The sequence below is a fragment of the Roseibium sp. M-1 genome (genome assembly GCF_054515675.1).
The window spans coordinates 2,454,555-2,472,066 of record NZ_CM137257.1; the positions used below are offsets into that span (position 1 = coordinate 2,454,555).

19 protein-coding genes are annotated in these 17,512 nt (G+C 60.5%); 8 read left to right on the plus strand and 11 right to left on the minus strand.

Translation table 11 applies throughout. The annotated features are described in order from the left end of the window. Positions 1-47: 47 nt before the first annotated feature. From ACX3M4_RS11080 to ACX3M4_RS11095, 4 genes are all read right to left on the minus strand, one after another. The gene (locus ACX3M4_RS11080) at positions 48-1,898 is read right to left on the minus strand and encodes a putative bifunctional diguanylate cyclase/phosphodiesterase (protein ID WP_459358640.1); all 1,851 of its coding nucleotides are present in this window, start codon (positions 1,896-1,898) and stop codon (positions 48-50) included. A gap of 33 nt (positions 1,899-1,931) precedes the next feature. Continuing rightward, positions 1,932-2,480, minus strand: a complete 549-nt coding sequence (locus ACX3M4_RS11085) for a heme NO-binding domain-containing protein (RefSeq protein ID WP_459358641.1) — start codon at positions 2,478-2,480, stop codon at positions 1,932-1,934. A gap of 243 nt (positions 2,481-2,723) precedes the next feature. Then, on the minus strand, positions 2,724-2,921 hold the full coding sequence (locus ACX3M4_RS11090) for a hypothetical protein (RefSeq protein ID WP_459358642.1): 198 nt from the start codon (positions 2,919-2,921) through the stop codon (positions 2,724-2,726). Positions 2,922-2,954: 33 nt separating this feature from the next. Next, positions 2,955-3,149, minus strand: coding sequence for a hypothetical protein (locus tag ACX3M4_RS11095; RefSeq protein WP_459358643.1), 195 nt, complete (start codon positions 3,147-3,149; stop codon positions 2,955-2,957). Between the two features lie 180 nt (positions 3,150-3,329). On the opposite strand from ACX3M4_RS11095, the gene ACX3M4_RS11100 reads away from it, so the two are divergent. Both ACX3M4_RS11100 and adh read left to right on the plus strand, forming a co-directional pair. After that, positions 3,330-4,286, plus strand: coding sequence for a GAF domain-containing protein (locus tag ACX3M4_RS11100; RefSeq protein ID WP_459358644.1), 957 nt, complete (start codon positions 3,330-3,332; stop codon positions 4,284-4,286). Between the two features lie 132 nt (positions 4,287-4,418). Continuing rightward, positions 4,419-5,939 carry an aldehyde dehydrogenase gene (gene adh / locus ACX3M4_RS11105; RefSeq protein WP_459358645.1) on the plus strand — a complete coding sequence of 507 codons (1,521 nt, stop codon included), beginning with the start codon at positions 4,419-4,421 and terminating at the stop codon, positions 5,937-5,939. A 247-nt stretch (positions 5,940-6,186) separates the two neighbouring features. Here adh and ACX3M4_RS11110 read toward each other — a convergent pair whose 3' ends face one another. From ACX3M4_RS11110 to ACX3M4_RS11120, 3 genes are all read right to left on the minus strand, one after another. Continuing rightward, positions 6,187-7,167, minus strand: coding sequence for an acyltransferase family protein (locus tag ACX3M4_RS11110; protein WP_459358646.1), 981 nt, complete (start codon positions 7,165-7,167; stop codon positions 6,187-6,189). Between the two features lie 10 nt (positions 7,168-7,177). Next, on the minus strand, positions 7,178-7,342 hold the full coding sequence (locus ACX3M4_RS11115; protein WP_459358647.1) for a hypothetical protein: 165 nt from the start codon (positions 7,340-7,342) through the stop codon (positions 7,178-7,180). Positions 7,343-7,508: 166 nt separating this feature from the next. Further along, on the minus strand, positions 7,509-7,889 hold the full coding sequence (locus tag ACX3M4_RS11120) for a winged helix-turn-helix transcriptional regulator (RefSeq protein ID WP_459358648.1): 381 nt from the start codon (positions 7,887-7,889) through the stop codon (positions 7,509-7,511). 146 nt (positions 7,890-8,035) lie between these two features. Here ACX3M4_RS11120 and ACX3M4_RS11125 point away from each other — a divergent pair, with 146 nt between their 5' ends. The 4 genes from ACX3M4_RS11125 (at position 8,036) to ACX3M4_RS11140 (ending at position 10,129) form a co-directional block, all read left to right on the plus strand. Beyond that, positions 8,036-8,692 carry a glutathione binding-like protein gene (locus ACX3M4_RS11125; protein ID WP_459358649.1) on the plus strand — a complete coding sequence of 219 codons (657 nt, stop codon included), beginning with the start codon at positions 8,036-8,038 and terminating at the stop codon, positions 8,690-8,692. Further along, on the plus strand, positions 8,689-9,075 hold the full coding sequence (locus tag ACX3M4_RS11130; RefSeq protein WP_459358650.1) for a nuclear transport factor 2 family protein: 387 nt from the start codon (positions 8,689-8,691) through the stop codon (positions 9,073-9,075). Before ACX3M4_RS11125 ends, ACX3M4_RS11130 begins: the two co-directional genes overlap by 4 nt. 1 nt (position 9,076) lies before the next feature. After that, the gene (locus ACX3M4_RS11135; RefSeq protein ID WP_459358651.1) at positions 9,077-9,292 is read left to right on the plus strand and encodes a tautomerase family protein; all 216 of its coding nucleotides are present in this window, start codon (positions 9,077-9,079) and stop codon (positions 9,290-9,292) included. Positions 9,293-9,568: 276 nt separating this feature from the next. Beyond that, a complete protein-coding gene (locus ACX3M4_RS11140; RefSeq protein WP_459358652.1) occupies positions 9,569-10,129 on the plus strand; it encodes a DUF4166 domain-containing protein in 561 nt (186 codons plus the stop codon). A 19-nt stretch (positions 10,130-10,148) separates the two neighbouring features. On the opposite strand, the gene tyrS is transcribed toward ACX3M4_RS11140, so the two are convergent. Then, positions 10,149-11,426 carry a tyrosine--tRNA ligase gene (tyrS, locus tag ACX3M4_RS11145; RefSeq protein ID WP_459358653.1) on the minus strand — a complete coding sequence of 426 codons (1,278 nt, stop codon included), beginning with the start codon at positions 11,424-11,426 and terminating at the stop codon, positions 10,149-10,151. Between the two features lie 780 nt (positions 11,427-12,206). On the opposite strand from tyrS, the gene ACX3M4_RS11150 reads away from it, so the two are divergent. After that, positions 12,207-13,157, plus strand: coding sequence for an IS110 family RNA-guided transposase (locus ACX3M4_RS11150; protein WP_459354410.1), 951 nt, complete (start codon positions 12,207-12,209; stop codon positions 13,155-13,157). 50 nt (positions 13,158-13,207) lie between these two features. Here the strand turns inward: ACX3M4_RS11150 and ACX3M4_RS11155 are convergent, their stop codons facing one another. Next, complete coding sequence (locus tag ACX3M4_RS11155; RefSeq protein ID WP_459358654.1) at positions 13,208-13,792, minus strand: hemerythrin domain-containing protein; 585 nt, start codon at positions 13,790-13,792, stop codon at positions 13,208-13,210. A 111-nt stretch (positions 13,793-13,903) separates the two neighbouring features. Then, the gene (locus ACX3M4_RS11160; RefSeq protein WP_459358655.1) at positions 13,904-14,314 is read right to left on the minus strand and encodes a MarR family winged helix-turn-helix transcriptional regulator; all 411 of its coding nucleotides are present in this window, start codon (positions 14,312-14,314) and stop codon (positions 13,904-13,906) included. A gap of 129 nt (positions 14,315-14,443) precedes the next feature. Between ACX3M4_RS11160 and ACX3M4_RS11165 the strand changes: the two genes are divergently transcribed. Beyond that, positions 14,444-15,148: a glutathione S-transferase family protein gene (locus ACX3M4_RS11165; protein ID WP_459358656.1), complete on the plus strand. Its 705-nt coding sequence runs from the start codon at positions 14,444-14,446 to the stop codon at positions 15,146-15,148. A gap of 227 nt (positions 15,149-15,375) precedes the next feature. Here ACX3M4_RS11165 and ACX3M4_RS11170 read toward each other — a convergent pair whose 3' ends face one another. Further along, complete coding sequence (locus ACX3M4_RS11170) at positions 15,376-17,430, minus strand: vWA domain-containing protein (protein ID WP_459358657.1); 2,055 nt, start codon at positions 17,428-17,430, stop codon at positions 15,376-15,378. Between the last annotated feature and the right edge of the window lie 82 nt (positions 17,431-17,512).

Sequence of the window (17,512 nt, forward strand, 5' to 3'; positions counted from 1 at the left end):
CCCGCGCCCACCAAGAAGCGACCTTCGCGTTCCCCGCGAGATTGACTTCAGCCCCGTCTCCCAGAAAAGGAGGCGGGGTTTTTCTTGTCCGGCAGTCCACCGCCGGTCAGCTGTTGCCGCCGGGAATTCAACCAGACCTCGAAATCGGCAGCGCTTGCCGGTGCCGCGAAATAGTGGCCCTGGAACAGGTGACAGCCGCGGGCTTCCAGATAGTCCAGTTCTGCCTTCGTCTCGATGCCCTCGGCCAGGATGTCCAGACCCAGTGTCTTCGCCATTGCCAGCATTGCCCCGGCAATCCGCTGCAGACCCTCGTTTGCCGCGACCCCGGTGATGAGCGTGCGGTCGATCTTCAGGAGATTGACGGGCGTGTCCATCAGGCTGGAGATCGCGCAGCGCCCCCTGCCGCAATCGTCGAGCGCCAGGGCAAAGCCCGCGGATGCCAGGTCCTTGCATCTGTCTGCCAGATCCCCGTCGTTTCGTTCGAAGAGAACGATTTCCGACAGTTCGAGCTGAATATTGTCCGGCGAGAGCCCGGCCTCGGCCAATTCCGCAGTGAGAACAGATCCGAATTCCCGGTCTCGAAGGCTTGAGACGCCGACATTGAGCGACAGCTTGCCAAGGTCATGTCCGGCCTTCGACCAGCCGGCAAACCGGGCGAAGGCCGACTGCCGCACCTGCCGATCGATTTCAGCGACGAGGTTGGCTCTCGTAGCCGATTTCATAAACTGCGCCGGCACCAGCACGGCACCGCCCGGTCTTTCCCAGCGCGCCAGCGCCTCCACAGCACGGATACGTCCGCTCGCCGCATCGATATGCGGCTGGAAAAAGGGAAAGAATCCGTTTGCCTTCAGGCCGGTTTCGATTTCGAACACCCTTTTGCCGGCCTCCTCGTGGCGGGCGACCATCTTGCGGGACAGCAGTTTTACCGAGGACTTCTTGGCCTTGGCATCATAAAGGGCGATGTCGGACTGGGCGATCAGCCGATCCGCGCCCTGCACGTCGCCCGGCGTGAAGCGGATCAGGCCGATGCTGGCACCGACCTGGCACAGATGACCGTTGTGGCGCAGCGGTTTCGATATGCCGGCCAGGAGGTCGTGGGCAAAGGCCTTCAATCCAGTTGGACCGGGCGGGTCCGCCAACACAAGAACGAACTCGTCGCCGCCAAGCCGCGCCGGCAGGTCGTTCGGGCCCGCGTGAGCTTCAAGAACTGCTGCCGTCTGCAGCAGGATGCCGTCGCCGGCCGCGTGACCGAACGTGTCGTTGATTGCCTTGAAGTCGTCGAGATCGATATGCAGCAGTGCAAGCGCAGCGCTCCGGTCCGGAACCTGCAGGATCTCTTCCAGGCGACGGTAGAGAGCGCCGCGGTTGGCGATGCCGGTCAGCGGGTCCTGCGAGGCCTTGCGCTCCGCCTCCACCTTCGCGGCCTTCAGCGCTTTTGCCATCTTCTCGGCATCTTCCAGAAGCGTTCTCTGGGCTTCGAAGGAATAGAAGAGATCGATGGAAAAATCGTTGGGCTTGAAGTCTGCCTCGGTCAGGCCGAAGCAGTTCACCACCTTGGCCAGGTGAATGCCGAAAGAAAGATCGACAAGGATCCGGCCATCGTTGTCACCGAGGGCTATTGCCACCGCCCGGAATTGGATGCGGTCCCCATCGGAACCGGCGGTGGTAACCACAAGCCTGTCGCCCAGCCGCTCGAGCAGGCCCTGGAAGGTTGCCAGCCGGCGCGGCCGCTCCACCTTGAAGACATCGAAGAAGTCCTGATGCAGCATCTTTCGCCCGAACATCCGTTCCAGGGTCGGCCCGATCGCTGCGATGCGGCCATCCGCGTCGAGTATCACATGCAACGGAAACAGCATGGCAACGGCCGTGTCCGGGAGTGTCAAGGCCGTGCCGGTCAATCGCGAACCTCGGGCAGCGCGCGGCGCAGGGCTTCAGTCGAGCAGTCTGATCTCGAAAGCATCGTGGTCCGTTTCCGCCGACTTGAACAGGATCTGTTCGACTTCGATTTTCTCTCCCGTTTCCCGTGCCAGTCCGTGAAGAAGCCCCTCAACCATGGGCGCAAGGCCATCGCGTTCAGAGAAATAGTGGAGGACGCAGGTCCGCTCGCCGGTCTGGTCGACTTCGAACGAGGGCGGCTTCAGGTGGGGCATGGAGAGCAGCACCCGGTCGTGCATATCGTCCAGGCCCTTGAGCTGTTCGACGAAAGACCGGCCCGACAGCCGCAGCAGGCTGCCGAAATTGGACCCGCCGGCATATTCGACCCAGTATTTGCCGAAGACATTGAGGACTTCCGGGGCCGTCAAGCCCGTATAGTCGCAGATAGCGCCGACGAGATCATAGGTGATCGCATCGTCGTAGCTGGACATTCTTTCGAATTCGCGTTCCTCAAGACCTGCCTTGTTGCAGATCGTCCGCCAGGCTTCCGCCCCGTGATTGCTGAGGATGAAGGTGCGAATTCCCTCGTTCACCATTCCGTACATGGCTCGCCCTCGATCGGCACAACTCTACGGAATATAACAGTTTTATGACGACGCCTTTAAACCCTTTTCGCCAGTTTTCCGTAAGTCATTCAGCTTTTGCAAACTTCCTCACGATTTATTCAGGTCTTGGCGGCCGAATGCTCTGAAGAACTTCGTTTCAGCAAATAAATCTATCTTGAAAAATGACAATACTTGCCGGCAGATCGGCAGGAACCGGACGCGCTCCGGTCCTGGATGCAAGACCTATCTTCTTTTTCGTTCGACCAGCGCCGCCAATCCGAGACCCGCAATCACCAGGCCGAAGAAGATGCCAAGCATTGGAAACTCCTTGCGCTGCACAGCCAGAAGCGGCCGGGACCTTCGCGGCACTTCCGGACTGTAAAGGATGGGGATCGGGCCCATGGCGGGCAGACCCTCCCAGACGCCTTTCGACAGTTTCATGCGGTCGGCTTCAAAGGCTTTGCCGTCCACCTCTTAGGTGTAGGAAATCAGGTAATCGTATCCGAGCTGGCGAATACCGATCTTGTCCTCCTGTCGTTTCACCGTGACCCAGGCCTCGGCTTCCAGTCCGTTTTTCTTGAGGGCGCGCACCTGCACCCAGTCGCCGACCGACCAGGCAGCGAGCAGCAGACCAAGAACGAACAATCCCGCTTCCCGCCATCGCAGCATTTCTGTCTCCGTTTTCTCTTCCGCACAGACCAACGTGGCAAGCGGCAGACAATGGGTCAATTGCCCGATCCTTAAGGCAAGCTTGAATTCCTGAGCCGGCCAAGCCATCCTGCCGCCGGTTGAACGTTCTTGGGAGGAGCGGACCGGAAGACCTCACCGGATACCGGGAGGCAAGCGGTCATGATTGCGGCCATGAAGGATCATGTCGAAACAGTCCTGCGCACCGTGCAGTCGGGATCGGCCCCAGCGCTGTCCCGGATCGCAGCCTCGTGGCGGCGGTCGATGGACAAGCATGGCCTCGATCCGGCCACCCGCAGCGCACCGGAACGGATGGGCGACGACCAGTTGCACAGGCGGCGCGAGGAGACCGGCGTATTTTTGAAAATCGCGGCGCCGAAGCTGGACCAGTTGTTCGGCCTCGTCGGCCAGTCCGGCTGTACGGTTCTCCTGACCGATGCGGAGGGCGTTGTCCTCGACCAGCGCTCGATGGCGGCGGATGCGGCGGTCTTCCAGGATTGGGGCCTCTGCCAGGGCACGAACTGGAGCGAAGCTTCGGTCGGCACTAACGGCATCGGCACCTGCCTTGCCGAGGAGCGCAACATGATCGTGCACGGACAGGAACATTTCCTCGCCCGCAATGTCGGCATGAGCTGCATGGATGCGCCGATCTACGGCCCGGACGGTCGTCTTGCCGGCGCCCTCGACGTTTCCTCCGCCCGGTCCGACCAGACGGAAACCTTCAACCGGCTGATTGCCGCCATGGTCGCCCAGACGGCAAGGCAGATCGAGGTGGAGACTTTCCGCGCGGCCTTCCCCGCCGCCCGCATTGTTGTCGCCGATCACGAGACCAGCGACACTGCGATGCTGCTGGCGGTCAATGCCGACGACATCGTGCTTGGCGCCACCCGGGCCGCCCGCAAGGTCTTCGGCCTTGGGGCGACGGGGCCGATCAAGCCCTTGCCGGCGTCGGATCTCCTCGGCCGGGAAGACGGAGCTCACGGGTTTGAAAAGGCCGAACGGGCCGCTGTCATGCGCGCCCTCGCCCGTGCCGGGGGCAATGTCTCGGAGGCCGCCCGGGCGCTCGGCGTTGGCCGCGCAACGCTCTACCGGCGCATGAAGCGGCTCGCCATCGACTGAACCTTTCCAGACCTGTCTCAGAACTGAGACACATCCGGACAGCCGTCTTCCCACCTCCGCTACCCTGGTTCGGAAGCCTTTGCCACTCTCCTCCCATCCCCGGTGGAGGACCGGGCAAATGGAGGAACTACCATGAACCAGATGCCGAGCTTTGCCGTCGACACCACGTCGCCGTTCAAGTCCCGCTATGACAATTTCATCGGCGGCAAATTCGTCGCTCCGGTAAACGGACGCTATTTTTCCAACATCACGCCGATCACCGGCGGCAATGTCTGCGAAGTCGCCCGCTCGGACGCAACCGATGTCGAGCTGGCACTGGATGCGGCCCATGCGGCCAAGGACGGCTGGGGCCGGACACCTGCAGCGGAACGCGCCAATGTCCTGCTCAAGATCGCCGATGTGATGGAGCAGAACCTCGACCTGCTGGCCAAGGCCGAGACCTGGGACAACGGCAAGCCGATCCGCGAGACGACCGCGGCGGACATTCCGCTGTCCGTCGATCATTTCCGGTACTTCGCGGGCGTCCTGCGCGGTCAGGAAGGCACCATGTCGGAGATCGACGCCGACACGATCGCCTATCATTTCCACGAACCGCTCGGTGTCGTCGGCCAGATCATCCCGTGGAACTTCTCCATCCTGATGGCTGCATGGAAGCTCGCTCCGGCGCTCGCCGCAGGCAATTGCGTCGTGCTGAAGCCGGCCGAGCAGACACCGGCCGCGATCATGGTGCTGGCCGAACTCATCGGCGATGTTCTGCCCGCCGGTGTTCTCAACATCGTCAACGGCTATGGCGCCGAAGTCGGTGCGCCGCTCGCCAAGTCCAACCGCATCGCCAAGATCGCCTTTACCGGTTCCACCCAGACCGGCCGCATGATCATGCAATATGCGACCGAGAACCTGATCCCGGTGACGCTGGAACTCGGCGGCAAGTCGCCGAACATCTTCTTCTCCGACGTCATGCGCGAGGATGATGCGTTCCTCGACAAGGCCATCGAGGGCTTTGTGCTCTTTGCCTTCAACCAGGGCGAGGTCTGCACCTGCCCGAGCCGTGCCCTGATCCAGGAAGACATCTACGAGGCCTTCATCGAACGGGCGATCGCCCGCGTCAAAGCCATCAAGCAAGGCGACCCGCGGTCGCTTGAAACGATGGTCGGTGCCCAGGCAAGCCGCGAGCAGCAGGACAAGATCCTCTCCTATCTCACCATCGGTGTCGAAGAAGGGGCCGAAGTGCTGTGCGGCGGCGGCGAGGCCAAGTTCGGCGGTGACCTCTCCGACGGCTTCTACATCCAACCGACCATCCTGAAGGGCCACAACAAGATGCGGGTCTTCCAGGAGGAGATTTTCGGCCCTGTCGTCTCCGTCACCACCTTCAAGGACGAAGCCGAAGCCCTCGCCATTGCCAACGACACCATGTACGGCCTCGGGGCCGGCGTGTGGTCGCGCGATGCCAACCGCTGCTACCGCTTCGGCCGCGCCATCGAGGCGGGCCGTGTCTGGGTCAACAACTACCACGCCTATCCTGCCCATGCGGCCTTCGGCGGCTACAAGCAGTCCGGCATCGGCCGCGAGACCCACAAGATGATGCTGGATCACTATCAGCAGACCAAGAACATGCTGGTCAGCTACAATCCGAACAAGCTCGGCTTCTTCTGACGCCTGGCCGGCTTTACTGACAGACAAACGTCCAGCGGGGCGGTCCTTCCAGGGCCGCCCCGCTTGTTTTTGCTAGTGGTTCGATTCTGACATTTGCATCCCCCTGCTGCTAGCGCTGGAGCAAATGTCAGAATCATAAGAACCACTAGATAAAAATATGATTCTAGTGGAGCTTTTGAATTTGACATTTGAGCATCAGCCTAGCCGCGAGCGGGACTCAAATGTCAAATTCGCTCCACTAGCTTCGTCAGAACCCGAGCCAGCGCCTCATGGCAAGTCGGCGCGTCAGGAAAAAGAGCGTCAAGGGGCCAAGCAGCCCGATTGCGATCCCGCAGCACACATGGGTTACCGTATCGGTTATGCCCGCTTGCAGGAGCATCTCGCGCAAGAAGGCGGAGAAGATCGTGTGGCTGACAAAGATCGCCATCGAGGCCACCCCCAGCACGGCGGCCAAGCGAACAAGCCGTTCATCGGCAAGGCGGGAAAAGACCGCCAGGACACAGCAGCTCAGCACCATGGCAAGACCCGTCTGGGCCAGAAGTCCGGCGGAAGCGATCTGTGGTTCAAGCCAGATGAGGACACAAAATGTGGCAACAGGAAACAGAACCGGGATTGGCGGCAGACGGTTCATCAACTGGCCCAACAGCATGCCGATGGCGAAATAGGGCAGCGCGATCAGCAGCCCTTCGGCCCACGGAAGCGCCTGCTGCAGGACGCTCTTCAGGAGCAGAAGCAGAACCGACACAGCCAGAATCGAAACGGCAAAGGCGCGGGTGGTCACCAGGTTCAGGAGCGGTTTCGCCGCCAGAAGCAGCAACTGAACCAGAAAGAGAGCCCACAGAAACCAGAAGTGCCATTGGCCCGGAAACGGCAGGACCATAAGATTGGACCACTCCACAGGACGACCGGCGAGAATATCGGCCGCGAACTTCAGTCCCACGAAGATATAGGTCCACAGCACCAGCGGATAAATCAGCCGGAAACACTTGCTCCAAAGAAATTCATGAGCCGATTGTTTTTGCAGCTGCGGTAGAAAGAACAGGCCGGAAATCATGAAGAACAGCGGCATGTGGAACGAATAGATGCGGTGATCGATGGTCGAGAACACGACCGGATCTATCAGTCCTTCAGCATCGATCCCGCGCAGGGAATGGCCAGCGACGACGAGCAGGATGCCAAACCCCTTGGCAGCGTCGACCCATGGCATCCTCTCGGAGATCTGAGGCATCTCGTCCCGCTCAAATGGTTAAAGAACCGTTAATTGCACTTGTTGCAATTAATCCGGAAATATCGGGAAATACAAGGTGATCCCGCAACGGGATCGAATCATGATGAACGCCGATGCCGCAGCTGCCGTCCGAAACCTTCCCCAAAGGCAGTTTCATGCAGGCAAGCTGCCGCAATCACCACCTTCCAGGCACAATCCGGCCGGGCTATCCTGCAGAAAACTTGCTCCGGAATCGCACTCGTCAGCTGGTGTTTGATGTTCCTGGCAATATCCGTGCGAGACGTCAGACGGCGTGGCAAGAACGAAAGAGCCGGCGGGTGCGGCTTTGCCTCGAAGCCCGACTATTCGGCGGCCACAGCTTCAATGCCCAAATTCAGGTCATGCCGCAGTTTGAGCTTGTGCCCCACCTCGACGATGGCCTCGAGCGCCGGGATCAGTTCCTGGCCGAGATCTGTCAGCTCGTATTCCACCGAAGGGGGAGACGTCGGGCGGACATGGCGCAGCAACACGCCGCGCCCCTCGAGCTCCGAGAGACGCTGGGAGAGGACTTTTCCGGAAACCGGTGGAATGTCGATCTTCAGTTCGTTGAAGCGGCGCGGACCGGCCCGCAGGCTCCAGATGACATTCGGTGCCCAGGCGCCGGAGATCACCTGCATGCACTGGGTCAGGCTGCAGACCTGCGGCGGCTTCGGGCTCAGATTCTTGCGGACTTTCAAAGACATGGGCTGTTCGATTTCTATCTTGTTCCTGGCCGGTTTCTGGAAGGTTTCTGGCCGGTTCCAAGGTCACGCCGGGATCATAAGGTTTCCGGCAGGTAACTCGAGAATGCAAGTTACCAAAAGAAACCTGCTTGTCAATGGAAACCAAAATGGACACCTTCCTGGCATCGACACGAACGAAGGAACATTCGATGAAACTCTTCTACAAGCCCGGCGCCTGTTCGATGGCGGCCCACCTGCTGCTCAATGAAGTGGGGGCTCACTACAGCCTGGAGAAAGTCGACACCGGGGCAGGCCTCACGGAAAGCGGAGCGCCCTATGCGCGCACCAATCCGCGCGGGTATGTGCCGGCACTGCAATTCGACAACGGCGATGTGCTGACGGAAAACGTCGCGATCCTGCACTGGCTCGGCGAACAATATCCGGCAATCGCCTCCGATGCTGCCGGACTGCCCGTCGATCGCTTCCGGACCCTGGAACTCCTGAGCTTCCTCTCCTCCGAACTGCACAAGGCCTTCAGCCCGTTCTTTTCCGGCAAGGAGTTTTCCGAGGCCGAGAAAGCGGAGCACATGAAGAAGCTCGAAGCCAGGATCGGCCAGTTCGATGCATTCCTGAAGGACGGCAATGATTATCTCTTCGGCAACGTCTTCTCCGTCGCCGATGCCTATGCCTTCGTCATCCTCAACTGGACCAATTTCATCGGCGTGTCGCTGGACGCCTGGCCGAAAACGCAAGCCTATGTCGCCCGGATAAGCGCCCGTCCGGCAACACTGCAGACCTTGCAGCAAGAAGGCCTGGCGGCATGAGTGCAGCAAGGGAAGCGCTGGAAGCGGTTATCTCCGATTATTTCGACGCGCTTTATCACTGCGACACGGATCTGCTCCAGAAGGTGTTCCATCCAAAGGCGATCTACGCCACGGCGGACGAGACACCCCTGCTCTACCGGACCATGGACGAATACGTCCCTGTCGTCGCAGCCCGCCAGTCACCGGCGTCCCGCGGCGAAACCCGCCGGGACGCCATCGATGAGATCCAGTTCGCCGGCGAGAACACGGCTTTCGCGCGGGTGCGCTGCTCCATCGGCGACAAGGACTTCACTGATTTCCTGACCTTTGTCCGCGACGTTGGCCGCTGGCAGATCATGGCGAAAGTCTTTGAAATCAGACCCCGCGCAACGGAAGGAACCTGATATGCCTTATGTCAACATCCAGGTAACCCGCGAAGGCGTCACGCCCGAACAGAAGGCAAAGCTGATTAAGGGTACGACCGATCTTCTGGTCGACGTCCTCGGCAAGAACCCCTCCACCACCTTCGTGGTGATCGAGGAGGTGGAGATGGAGAACTGGGGGATCGGAGGTTTGCCGGTGGAAGACTACCGGGCAAAGATACAGTCGGCACAGAGCTGAGCCAAACTGGAGAAGCCGGGCTTGCCCCGGCTTTTCTGCTTTTTGCATTGATTGCTGGCAAACGTTTCCGAACGATATTGTCGAAGGGCCAAAACCACCCCTTACTCCCCTCTCCCCCCTTGCGGGGGCGAGGGGAGCAAGCAGAAAGCACAGTTCAAGTATCATATGCTTGAAAACGGTTTTTCGCTCCTTTCCATTCTCTGCGAAAGCAGGTTGTGTTCCTCGCAAATCAATGCTCTGACTTGCGCATTCGAATCCGATCATTGTGCGTTCTTAATGCCCCGTAGCCTCTACCAATCCATTCTCGGCTCCGCTTTCGACAGCGTTCCGGACAAGATCCGGGAAATGCACACATTTGCCCGGGTCGCCAAGGGAACGGCCGATGTCAGCCGCGGCGACGGATGGGCCGTCAGATTGATTTGCCGTCTCGCCAAATTACCGGAAGCACGACCAAACGTTCCGGTCGAAACCACGTTCGAACCGATAAGTGGCGGCGAGCGCTGGACGCGGCGATTTGATGGGCAGCCTTTTCAGACAGACATGATGGCGGGTACAGGCGAGGCCTATCCCTGCATGCTGGAGTGGCTTGGCCCGTTCCTCTTCAAGATGCGGGTTACGGCGACAACGGAAGGCATCGACCTCACACCGGAGACAGTGTCTCTTGGCCCACTTCCCGTACCGTTGGCACTCGCGCCCAAGGCAGTCGGGCATGAGCGGGTGCGTGACGGGAAGTACCGGTTCTCGGTCGAGGTGACCTTCCCGCTGATCGGGAAGGTCTTCGGCTATGACGGCTGGCTGGAGCCGAGCACCTTGGTCGAGGACAGGCAGACCGCCTGACCGCATCCCACCAGTCCGATTACTCAAACCCGACCAGTGCCTTCCGCCGCCTGCCAACGGCGACCGACAGGCGGTCGTCGGCCTGAAGGTCGCCGGTGGCGATGCGGCGGCGGGGATCGTCGACGATGCTGTTGTTGAGCCGCACGCCGCCACCTTCCACCAGCCGTCTTGCCTCGCCGTTGGATGCGGCAAAACCGACTGCGACGACGAGTTCCAGAAGCCCCAACCCGTCGGCAAGCGTTTTCAGCGGCAGCCTGTGGGTCGGCTCCAGGATCTCGCCCTCGCCGGCAAAGAGCGCATCGCCCTGCTGCAGGGCGGAGCGGGCTTCTTCGGGACCGTGCACGATGGCGGTTACCTGGGTTGCCAGGATCTTCTTGGCTTCGTTCAGCTCGGAGCCTTCGAGTACCGACAGCCGTTCGATCTCGCTCATCGGCAGCTCGGTGAAGAGTCGCAGGCACTTGGCGACATCCGCGTCGGCGGTGTTGCGCCAGAACTGCCAGAAGCCGAAGGGCGACAGATGCTCCGGATGCAGCCAGACGGCCCCGGCCGCCGTCTTGCCCATCTTGGCGCCGCTTGCCGTCGTCAGCAGCGGCACGGTGAGGCCGTGCAACTTGCGGCCATCGCGGCGACCGAGCTCGACGCCGTTGACGATGTTGCCCCACTGGTCGGAGCCGCCGACCTGCAGCACGCAGTCGTGGCGCTTGGCGAGTTCCAGGAAATCGACGGCCTGCAGCATCATGTAGCAGAACTCCAGCACCGTCAGCGGCATCTGCGCATCGAGACGCGACTTGACGCTGTCGAAGGTCAGCATGCGGTTGACGGTGAACTGGGAGCCATAATCGCGGAGGAATTCCAGGAAGCGGAACTCGTTCAGCCACTCCGCATTGTCGACCAGCAAGGCCCCGTCCTCGCCGCGCATGTCGACCAGCCGCTCCACGGAGCGGCGGATGGTGGCGATGTTGGCGGCGATCTGCCGTTCTTCCAGCATCGGCCGGGCGTCGTTGCGGAAGCTCGGATCGCCGATCTGGCTGGTGCCGCCGCCGAGCACGATGATCGGCCGGTGGCCGAGCTTCTGCAGCCAGCGCATGGTCATCAGCGGCATCAGGTGGCCGACATGGAGGCTGGCGGCGGTGGCATCGAACCCGGCGTAGGCGGTGACGGTTCCTTTTGACAGGGTGTCGTCAAGCGCCTCGATGTCCGTGCATTGATGCACGAGTCCGCGTTCCAGAAGCACGGCAAGTGCTTCCGATTTGAGTTTGGTCGCCGGTTTTCCGGCTTCGATCATGTGTCTGGTCATTGTCGCTTCCTGGTTCCCCCGCCAGGAAGCTTGGGGTTAGAAACCAAAAAGCCGCCTGACGCGGCGGCTTTTGAGGTTTCTATGGGGTGAACAAGATCCTACGCAGCCGCCTTTATGTCGGTGACGTAATAAAAATACACAAAGGCTGCGCTCATCTTGGTCATGCCAGTTTAAATGCGGGAGTAGGCGGCGGGAGTCAAGTGGGTTGTTCCTGGGAATGCATGGTGTTGCTCCAAAGTGACCGAAAAGCCTCACAGTACAACGTGTGTCACCCCGGGCGACCGGAGGGAGACCCGGGGCCTACTCATTTCCAGAGCTGAAGTCACGCAGCCAGCAACCGTAAACAAATTCAAGCTTCAGCAAGCTGACTAGTGGTTCGATTCTGACATTTGCATCCCGCTGCTGCTTGCGCTGGAGCAAATGTCAGAATCATAAGAACCACTAGATAAATATATGGTTCTAGTGGAGCTTTTGAATTTGACATTTGAGCATCAGCCTAGCCGCGAGCGGGACTCAAATGTCAAATTCGCTCCACTAGCGAGTAGGCCCCGGCTCTCCGCTTCGCTTCGGCCGGGGTTGTTTGTTTGTAGTGGTGTTATTGTGGGGTTGGTCTCCCGGACTGCATTCCGGGAGACCAGTGACAGTCGACCGAGCCGGGATAGGGTTTTCACCCGTTGTCATCAAGGTTCCCTGTCGCTTCCTTTTCCCGCTTGGAGAGTTGGATGGGCCGCTGTGAACACGCCCGCAAACAATCCGAAGCACGAACAAGGTACCACCGACATGACCGTTCTTGAAAGTGCTCCGTCCAATGTGGTCGGCATTGATGTTTCCAAAGACACTTTGGTTGTCTTTGATCAGACCCGCCAGGCGCTGGAGACCGTCAGCAATGAGCCTGAAGCCATCGCCAAACTGGTCGCCTCTTTTGATCCGGGCACACTGGTTGTGTGCGAGCCCACCGGCGGACATGAGGCACCCTTGATCAGTGAGCTGATGGCCCAGGGCGTTGCCTGCCACCGGGCTGACACCCTGAAGGTCCAGGCATTCATCAAATCGTTCGGCCGGCTGGCAAAAACCGATGCCATCGATGCCATGGCTCTTGCGCAATATGGCGAAGAACGCTGGAAACGGCTCCCCCTTTTCCAGCTCAAAGACAAGGCCTTGAGTGAACTGGCCGCACTGGTCGCTCGCCGGGACAGCCTTATGGCCTTCAAGATTGCGGAGACCAACCGCCTGAAGGCCCCTGGTGAGAACAAAATGCTTGCGAGATCCTTCAAGACCGTCATTGCCTGTGTGCAGCGGCAAATCGACCGGATCGACGAGGAGATCGAGAAGCTGATCGCCTCCTCACAAACCCTGACACGCCGCAAGCAGATCTGCTGTTCCTTGCCTGGCGTGGGGGAACGCACAGCCATTGCCTTGCTGGCAACGATGCCGGAACTAGGCAGCCTGACCCGCAAGCAAGCCGCGTCTCTCGCGGGACTGGCGCCGCACCCCAGAGACAGCGGGACGCTTAAAGGCTACCGCAAAATGCGTGGGGGGCGACCCGAAGTCCGAAAAAGCGTCTTTATGGCCGCCTTGGCAGGATCGAGAGCAAAAGGGCCATTAAGTGCTTTCTATCAGAGACTTATCGAAAACGGAAAGAAGCCTATCGTCGCCATTTCCGCTCTCATGAGAAAGATCATCGTCATCCTAAATGCGAGAATCAGAGATGAAATGCACGCAATGAGTTGATGACACCCTGAACCAATCCGACGCCTGCAACGTTTGAGTGCTTCGTCCCACTACGACAACCCCAGTTTCCGCTCGCCGCGATCGAGGATCACCGGGACGATCAGGTCTTCCTCGTCGTCCAGATGGCGCATCAGGCCAGTGATCAGCGTGTCACTGACACCAGCGAAGCTGTCGGCTGCGCGGCGGATGGCGTCGCGGTCTTTTGTGCCCATCTGGCCGAAGAGCTTGTTGGCGCTCTTGACCACCGTATCGATGCGGTGGTGGATCAGCTCGTGATCGCCTTCCAGCAACTCGAAGCCTGCGACGAGGCGTTTTTCGGCCGCGATGAAGACCGGGAAATAGTGATGGTCCTCGATCTGGTGGTGATGGTGCAGCTCGGACAGGAACTGCTGCAGGCGGGGTGCGAAGAGGCTGCCGAAGCGGTCGGCCTTGATCCTGTCCTCCCGGAAATCGGTGAGAAGACTGTCGAGCATTCCGCCGAGCTGGCGGAAACCGTTGTGACGGGCGAGCCAGAACTCGCAGAGCGGGCCGAGGTTGCGATGCCCCTCCCAGTCGTCGCGCGGATGTTCCTTCAGAAGGAAGAGCCACTCTTCGGGAAGACCTGTGCGTGTGTCCAGATTTGTTGTGTCGGTCATGGGTCTCGCGGGCTTCAATGTTCGGATCGGTTAGACCATATAGTCGGGATCCGGCGCTCCGTCCGGAAACAGTGTGTTCACCTCTGGCGAACGGGTTAGGACCTCACGTGGTCAGGGCAGAAGCTTGCCGAGGACCCGCCAGAGCAGCCCAGCGTCTCCATCGCCGAGACGAGACGAGAACTCGGTTTCGACTGCGTCGCGGTAGCACGGCCACATGGATTTCAGAAGCGCCTCGCCTTCGGGAAGAAGGCAGATCACGACGCCGCGGCCGTCCTCGGGGCTTTTGCGTTTTTCTACATAGCCGGCCGCGGCAAGCCGGTCGATGAGGCGGGAGACATTGTACTGCGCAAGCAGCATGCGCTTTTCGATCTCCACCGGCCTCAGGGACTTCTCCTCCGTCCGGTTCAACTCCAGAAGCACATCATACCAGGAAAGCGGCGGAAAACCGTCCGCCTTCAACCGCGCCTCGACCCGCCCCAGAACCGCGCTGCTCGCCCGCTGCAGCCGCGCCCAGGCGTCCATCGAGGCAATTTCCTTTTCGTTTTTTCGATCCATGCCATGAGGGATAGAAAATTTATGCAAGTGCATCAATCTTGAATTTTTATGCATCTGCATTTATTTTAATGCAACTGCATGAAAATGGAGCCTGCAATGCCCCCTGCCCTTACCCTGATCAGCCATGCGCTCTGCCCCTATGTGCAGCGCGCCGCCATCGTGCTTGCCGAAAAGAACGTTCCCTTCGAGCGCGTCACCATCGACCTTGCCAACAAGCCGGACTGGTTCCGCGCAGTCTCGCCGCTCGGCAAGGTGCCGCTTCTGAAGGTCGGCGATGGCCATACCCTGTTCGAATCCGCGCCGATTATCGAATATCTGGATGAAACCCGACCAGAACGTATGCACCCGGACGACCCGGCGGACCGTGCCCGGCACCGGGCCTATATCGAGTTCGCCTCGCAGATCCTGAACGGGATCGGCACGCTCTATAACGCCAAGGATGACACGGGTTTCTTTGCCGCAAGCGAGGCCCTGAAGGCGAAGTTCCGCCATCTGGAAGATGAGATAGACCCGGCAGGACCGTATTTTGCCGGTGGATCCTTCTCGCTGGTCGATGCGGCCTTTGCCCCGGTCTTCCGGTATTTCGATGTTTTTGAGAGTTTCGTTGACCTGGGCATCTTCGAGGGATTGCCCCGGGTTCAGAACTGGCGCAGTCATCTCGCCAGCCGGCGGTCCGTCAAGGAGGCCGTGCAGGCGGACTATCCGGAGCTTTTGCTGGAGTTCTTGAAAAAGCGAAACAGCTGGATGTCGCAACTTCTTGATCTGCGCAGCCGCGAAGCGCAGCTTCAGGCTGCGCAGTGACGCTGCGAATTGCCAACGTGCACAACCTTACTGTCGTCATCCCGGACGGAGCATAGCGTAGATCCGGGACCGGAGAGCCCCGACCTATCGGCAGACCTTCATGAACAGATCGAGTTCGCGGCTCCCCGGTCCCGGCTCGCGCTTCGCTTGGCCGGGATGACGACAGAAAGTCTTATGAACGTTGAGATGCCTCGGCTATTCCCGCCGTGCCTGCACTTTGGTGTCCGCTATTGAACGCTCAACGGCTGCGTCAGCAACACCGTCTTGTTGTCGCCGTTGTAGTAGCGCAGTTCGTACTCGCCCGGCTCCTTGGGCGCATCGAGACGGACGGTTCTGGCATCGACATCGCCAGCCCAGACCCGCCGTTCATAGACCACCCGTCCGTCGCCGCCGCGCGCCTTCGGGTCCCAGACCTGAACCGCATCGTAGCGGGCACCAGGCCCCTGCCAGGTGACGACGAAACGGGTGCCGGTCTCGACCGCCCCGGGTCCGTCCAGGCTGATTTCCAGCGGCACGACGGAGATCGGCCGGGTGGCCAGCACCGCTTTGTTGTCGCCGTTCCAGTACCGCAGCTGATAGCTACCGGTCTTTACCGGGCTTGGCAGAGAAGCCTTGTTGTTGTCGAAATCGTCATTCTTCAGGCGCTTTTCATGCAGCACCCTGCCTTCGCCGCCGCGGGCTTCCGGATCGAAGATCTGGACGGCGTCGTAGCGTGCGCCCGGGCCGGTCCAGGTGATGGTGAGGTGACGGCCCTGGCCGATTTCGTCCGGCGCCTCCAGTCCGACGACCGCTTCCGTCACCTCGATGGGCACGTAAGCGAGCACCGTCTTGTTGTCGCCGTTGAAGTACCGCAGCTCGTAGGTGCCCGCCTTGACCGGTCCCGGCAGCGTGACGCGCTGGTTGTCGAAATCGTCGTTGCGAAGGCGCTTGTCGTGCAGCGTCTTGCCGCTGGCCGGATCGACAAGCCAAACCGCGTCATAGCGGGCACCCGGCCCGACCCAGTCCACCGTGATAGGCCTGCCGGCTTCGGCTGCCTCCGCTGCCTCCAGCGACACGGGCGCCTCGATCACGTCGAGCGGACGGGAGGCCAGCACGGTCTTGTCCTCGCCGGCAAAATACTGCAGTTCATAGGGCCCGGGTTTGGCCGGCGTCGGCATGGTGACCTTGCGATTGTCGAAGTCGTCATTTGCAAGGCGTCTGTCGTGCAGCTTCTTGCCAGTCGCCGGGTCAACCAGCCAGACCGCGTCGTAGCGCCCGCCGGGCCCCTGCCATTCCACCGTCACCGGCCGGGCCATCGCAATCTCATCCGGGGCAAAAAGCGCGACATCGGCCGGCGTCACCTCGATCGGCCGGGTCGCCAGCACCTTGCGCAGGCTGCCATCCCAATACCGAAGCTCATAGGTGCCGGGCTCCGTGACTGCCGTCATCTGGACGGAGTTGTTGTCGAGATCACCATGACGGATCGCCTTGGAGCGCAGGGCCTTGCCCTCGCCGTCGCGGGCATTCTGATCGAAGAACTGGATCTGGTCGTAACGCCCGCCAGGCCCCTGCCAGCTGACTTCAATGCGAGCGCCGATCTCGGCGCTGCCCGGCGCATCCAGAGACGCTTCCGGCAGCTTTTCCGGTTCGCTCGAATTGGCTGCAGCCTCCTGAACCGGCTCGGCAACGGCCTCCACGGTCTGGGTAAGGGCCTCCGAGAGTTCGTCCGTATTGGACGCCTGGATATAGAGCCCGCCGGTATTTTCCGCCAGGCAGGCGACCTGACGGCCCTCTTCCTCGCTAAGACCGAAGCCGATGACATGGGCGGTGAAGTTGACGCCGAGTTCCGCAAGCTCCCTGCCGAGGGCGCAGGGATCGGCGTTGCAGGTCTCTATACCGTCGGTGACGAGGACGACGGTTGCCTTGTCTTCGGTAAAGCGCAGGGTTTCGGCCGCCTGACGCACGGCAGCAGAAAGCGGCGTCTTGCCTTTTGGCCTGATGCCATCCGTCGCCGCCCTGATCGCGGCACCGGTGCCGGCGGCGGGCGGTACGACCAGTTCGATATCGGCGCAATTGCCCTTCTCGCGGTGGCCATAGGCAATCAGCCCGAGTTCAAGATCCTGCGGCAGCGACCCAAGCACCCCGGTCATGGCCTCACGGGCGATTTCTATCTTGGTACGCCCGTCGATCTGCCCCCACATGGAGCCGGAGCCGTCAAAAACGATGGCGGCCTTGTCGGCTGCCAGTGCGAAAGATGAAAAAGAAAGGATGGCGACAAAAGCCGGAATTAGGAGACGAAACATGGATCCTCCGAAGGACGCTGCCCAGCGACACGGGGTTAACCCTAACCGTGCCACATGACCGTTCCGTCGCAAAGATCACAAA

Bases quoted from the DNA above. Each gene is read 5' to 3' on its own strand.
- ACX3M4_RS11155 (WP_459358654.1), bottom strand. From the start codon at position 13,792: ATGACCGACACAACAAATCTGGACACACGCACAGGTCTTCCCGAAGAG.
- ACX3M4_RS11140 (WP_459358652.1), top strand. From the start codon at position 9,569: ATGCCCCGTAGCCTCTACCAATCCATTCTCGGCTCCGCTTTCGACAGC.
- ACX3M4_RS11090 (WP_459358642.1), bottom strand. From the start codon at position 2,921: ATGAAACTGTCGAAAGGCGTCTGGGAGGGTCTGCCCGCCATGGGCCCG.
- ACX3M4_RS11085 (WP_459358641.1), bottom strand. From the start codon at position 2,480: ATGTACGGAATGGTGAACGAGGGAATTCGCACCTTCATCCTCAGCAAT.
- ACX3M4_RS11150 (WP_459354410.1), top strand. From the start codon at position 12,207: ATGACCGTTCTTGAAAGTGCTCCGTCCAATGTGGTCGGCATTGATGTT.
- ACX3M4_RS11135 (WP_459358651.1), top strand. From the start codon at position 9,077: ATGCCTTATGTCAACATCCAGGTAACCCGCGAAGGCGTCACGCCCGAA.
- ACX3M4_RS11170 (WP_459358657.1), bottom strand. From the start codon at position 17,430: ATGTTTCGTCTCCTAATTCCGGCTTTTGTCGCCATCCTTTCTTTTTCA.
- ACX3M4_RS11160 (WP_459358655.1), bottom strand. From the start codon at position 14,314: ATGGACGCCTGGGCGCGGCTGCAGCGGGCGAGCAGCGCGGTTCTGGGG.
- ACX3M4_RS11110 (WP_459358646.1), bottom strand. From the start codon at position 7,167: ATGCCTCAGATCTCCGAGAGGATGCCATGGGTCGACGCTGCCAAGGGG.
- ACX3M4_RS11165 (WP_459358656.1), top strand. From the start codon at position 14,444: ATGCCCCCTGCCCTTACCCTGATCAGCCATGCGCTCTGCCCCTATGTG.
- ACX3M4_RS11095 (WP_459358643.1), bottom strand. From the start codon at position 3,149: ATGCTGCGATGGCGGGAAGCGGGATTGTTCGTTCTTGGTCTGCTGCTC.
- adh (WP_459358645.1), top strand. From the start codon at position 4,419: ATGAACCAGATGCCGAGCTTTGCCGTCGACACCACGTCGCCGTTCAAG.
- ACX3M4_RS11130 (WP_459358650.1), top strand. From the start codon at position 8,689: ATGAGTGCAGCAAGGGAAGCGCTGGAAGCGGTTATCTCCGATTATTTC.
- ACX3M4_RS11125 (WP_459358649.1), top strand. From the start codon at position 8,036: ATGGACACCTTCCTGGCATCGACACGAACGAAGGAACATTCGATGAAA.
- ACX3M4_RS11100 (WP_459358644.1), top strand. From the start codon at position 3,330: ATGATTGCGGCCATGAAGGATCATGTCGAAACAGTCCTGCGCACCGTG.
- ACX3M4_RS11120 (WP_459358648.1), bottom strand. From the start codon at position 7,889: ATGTCTTTGAAAGTCCGCAAGAATCTGAGCCCGAAGCCGCCGCAGGTC.
- tyrS (WP_459358653.1), bottom strand. From the start codon at position 11,426: ATGACCAGACACATGATCGAAGCCGGAAAACCGGCGACCAAACTCAAA.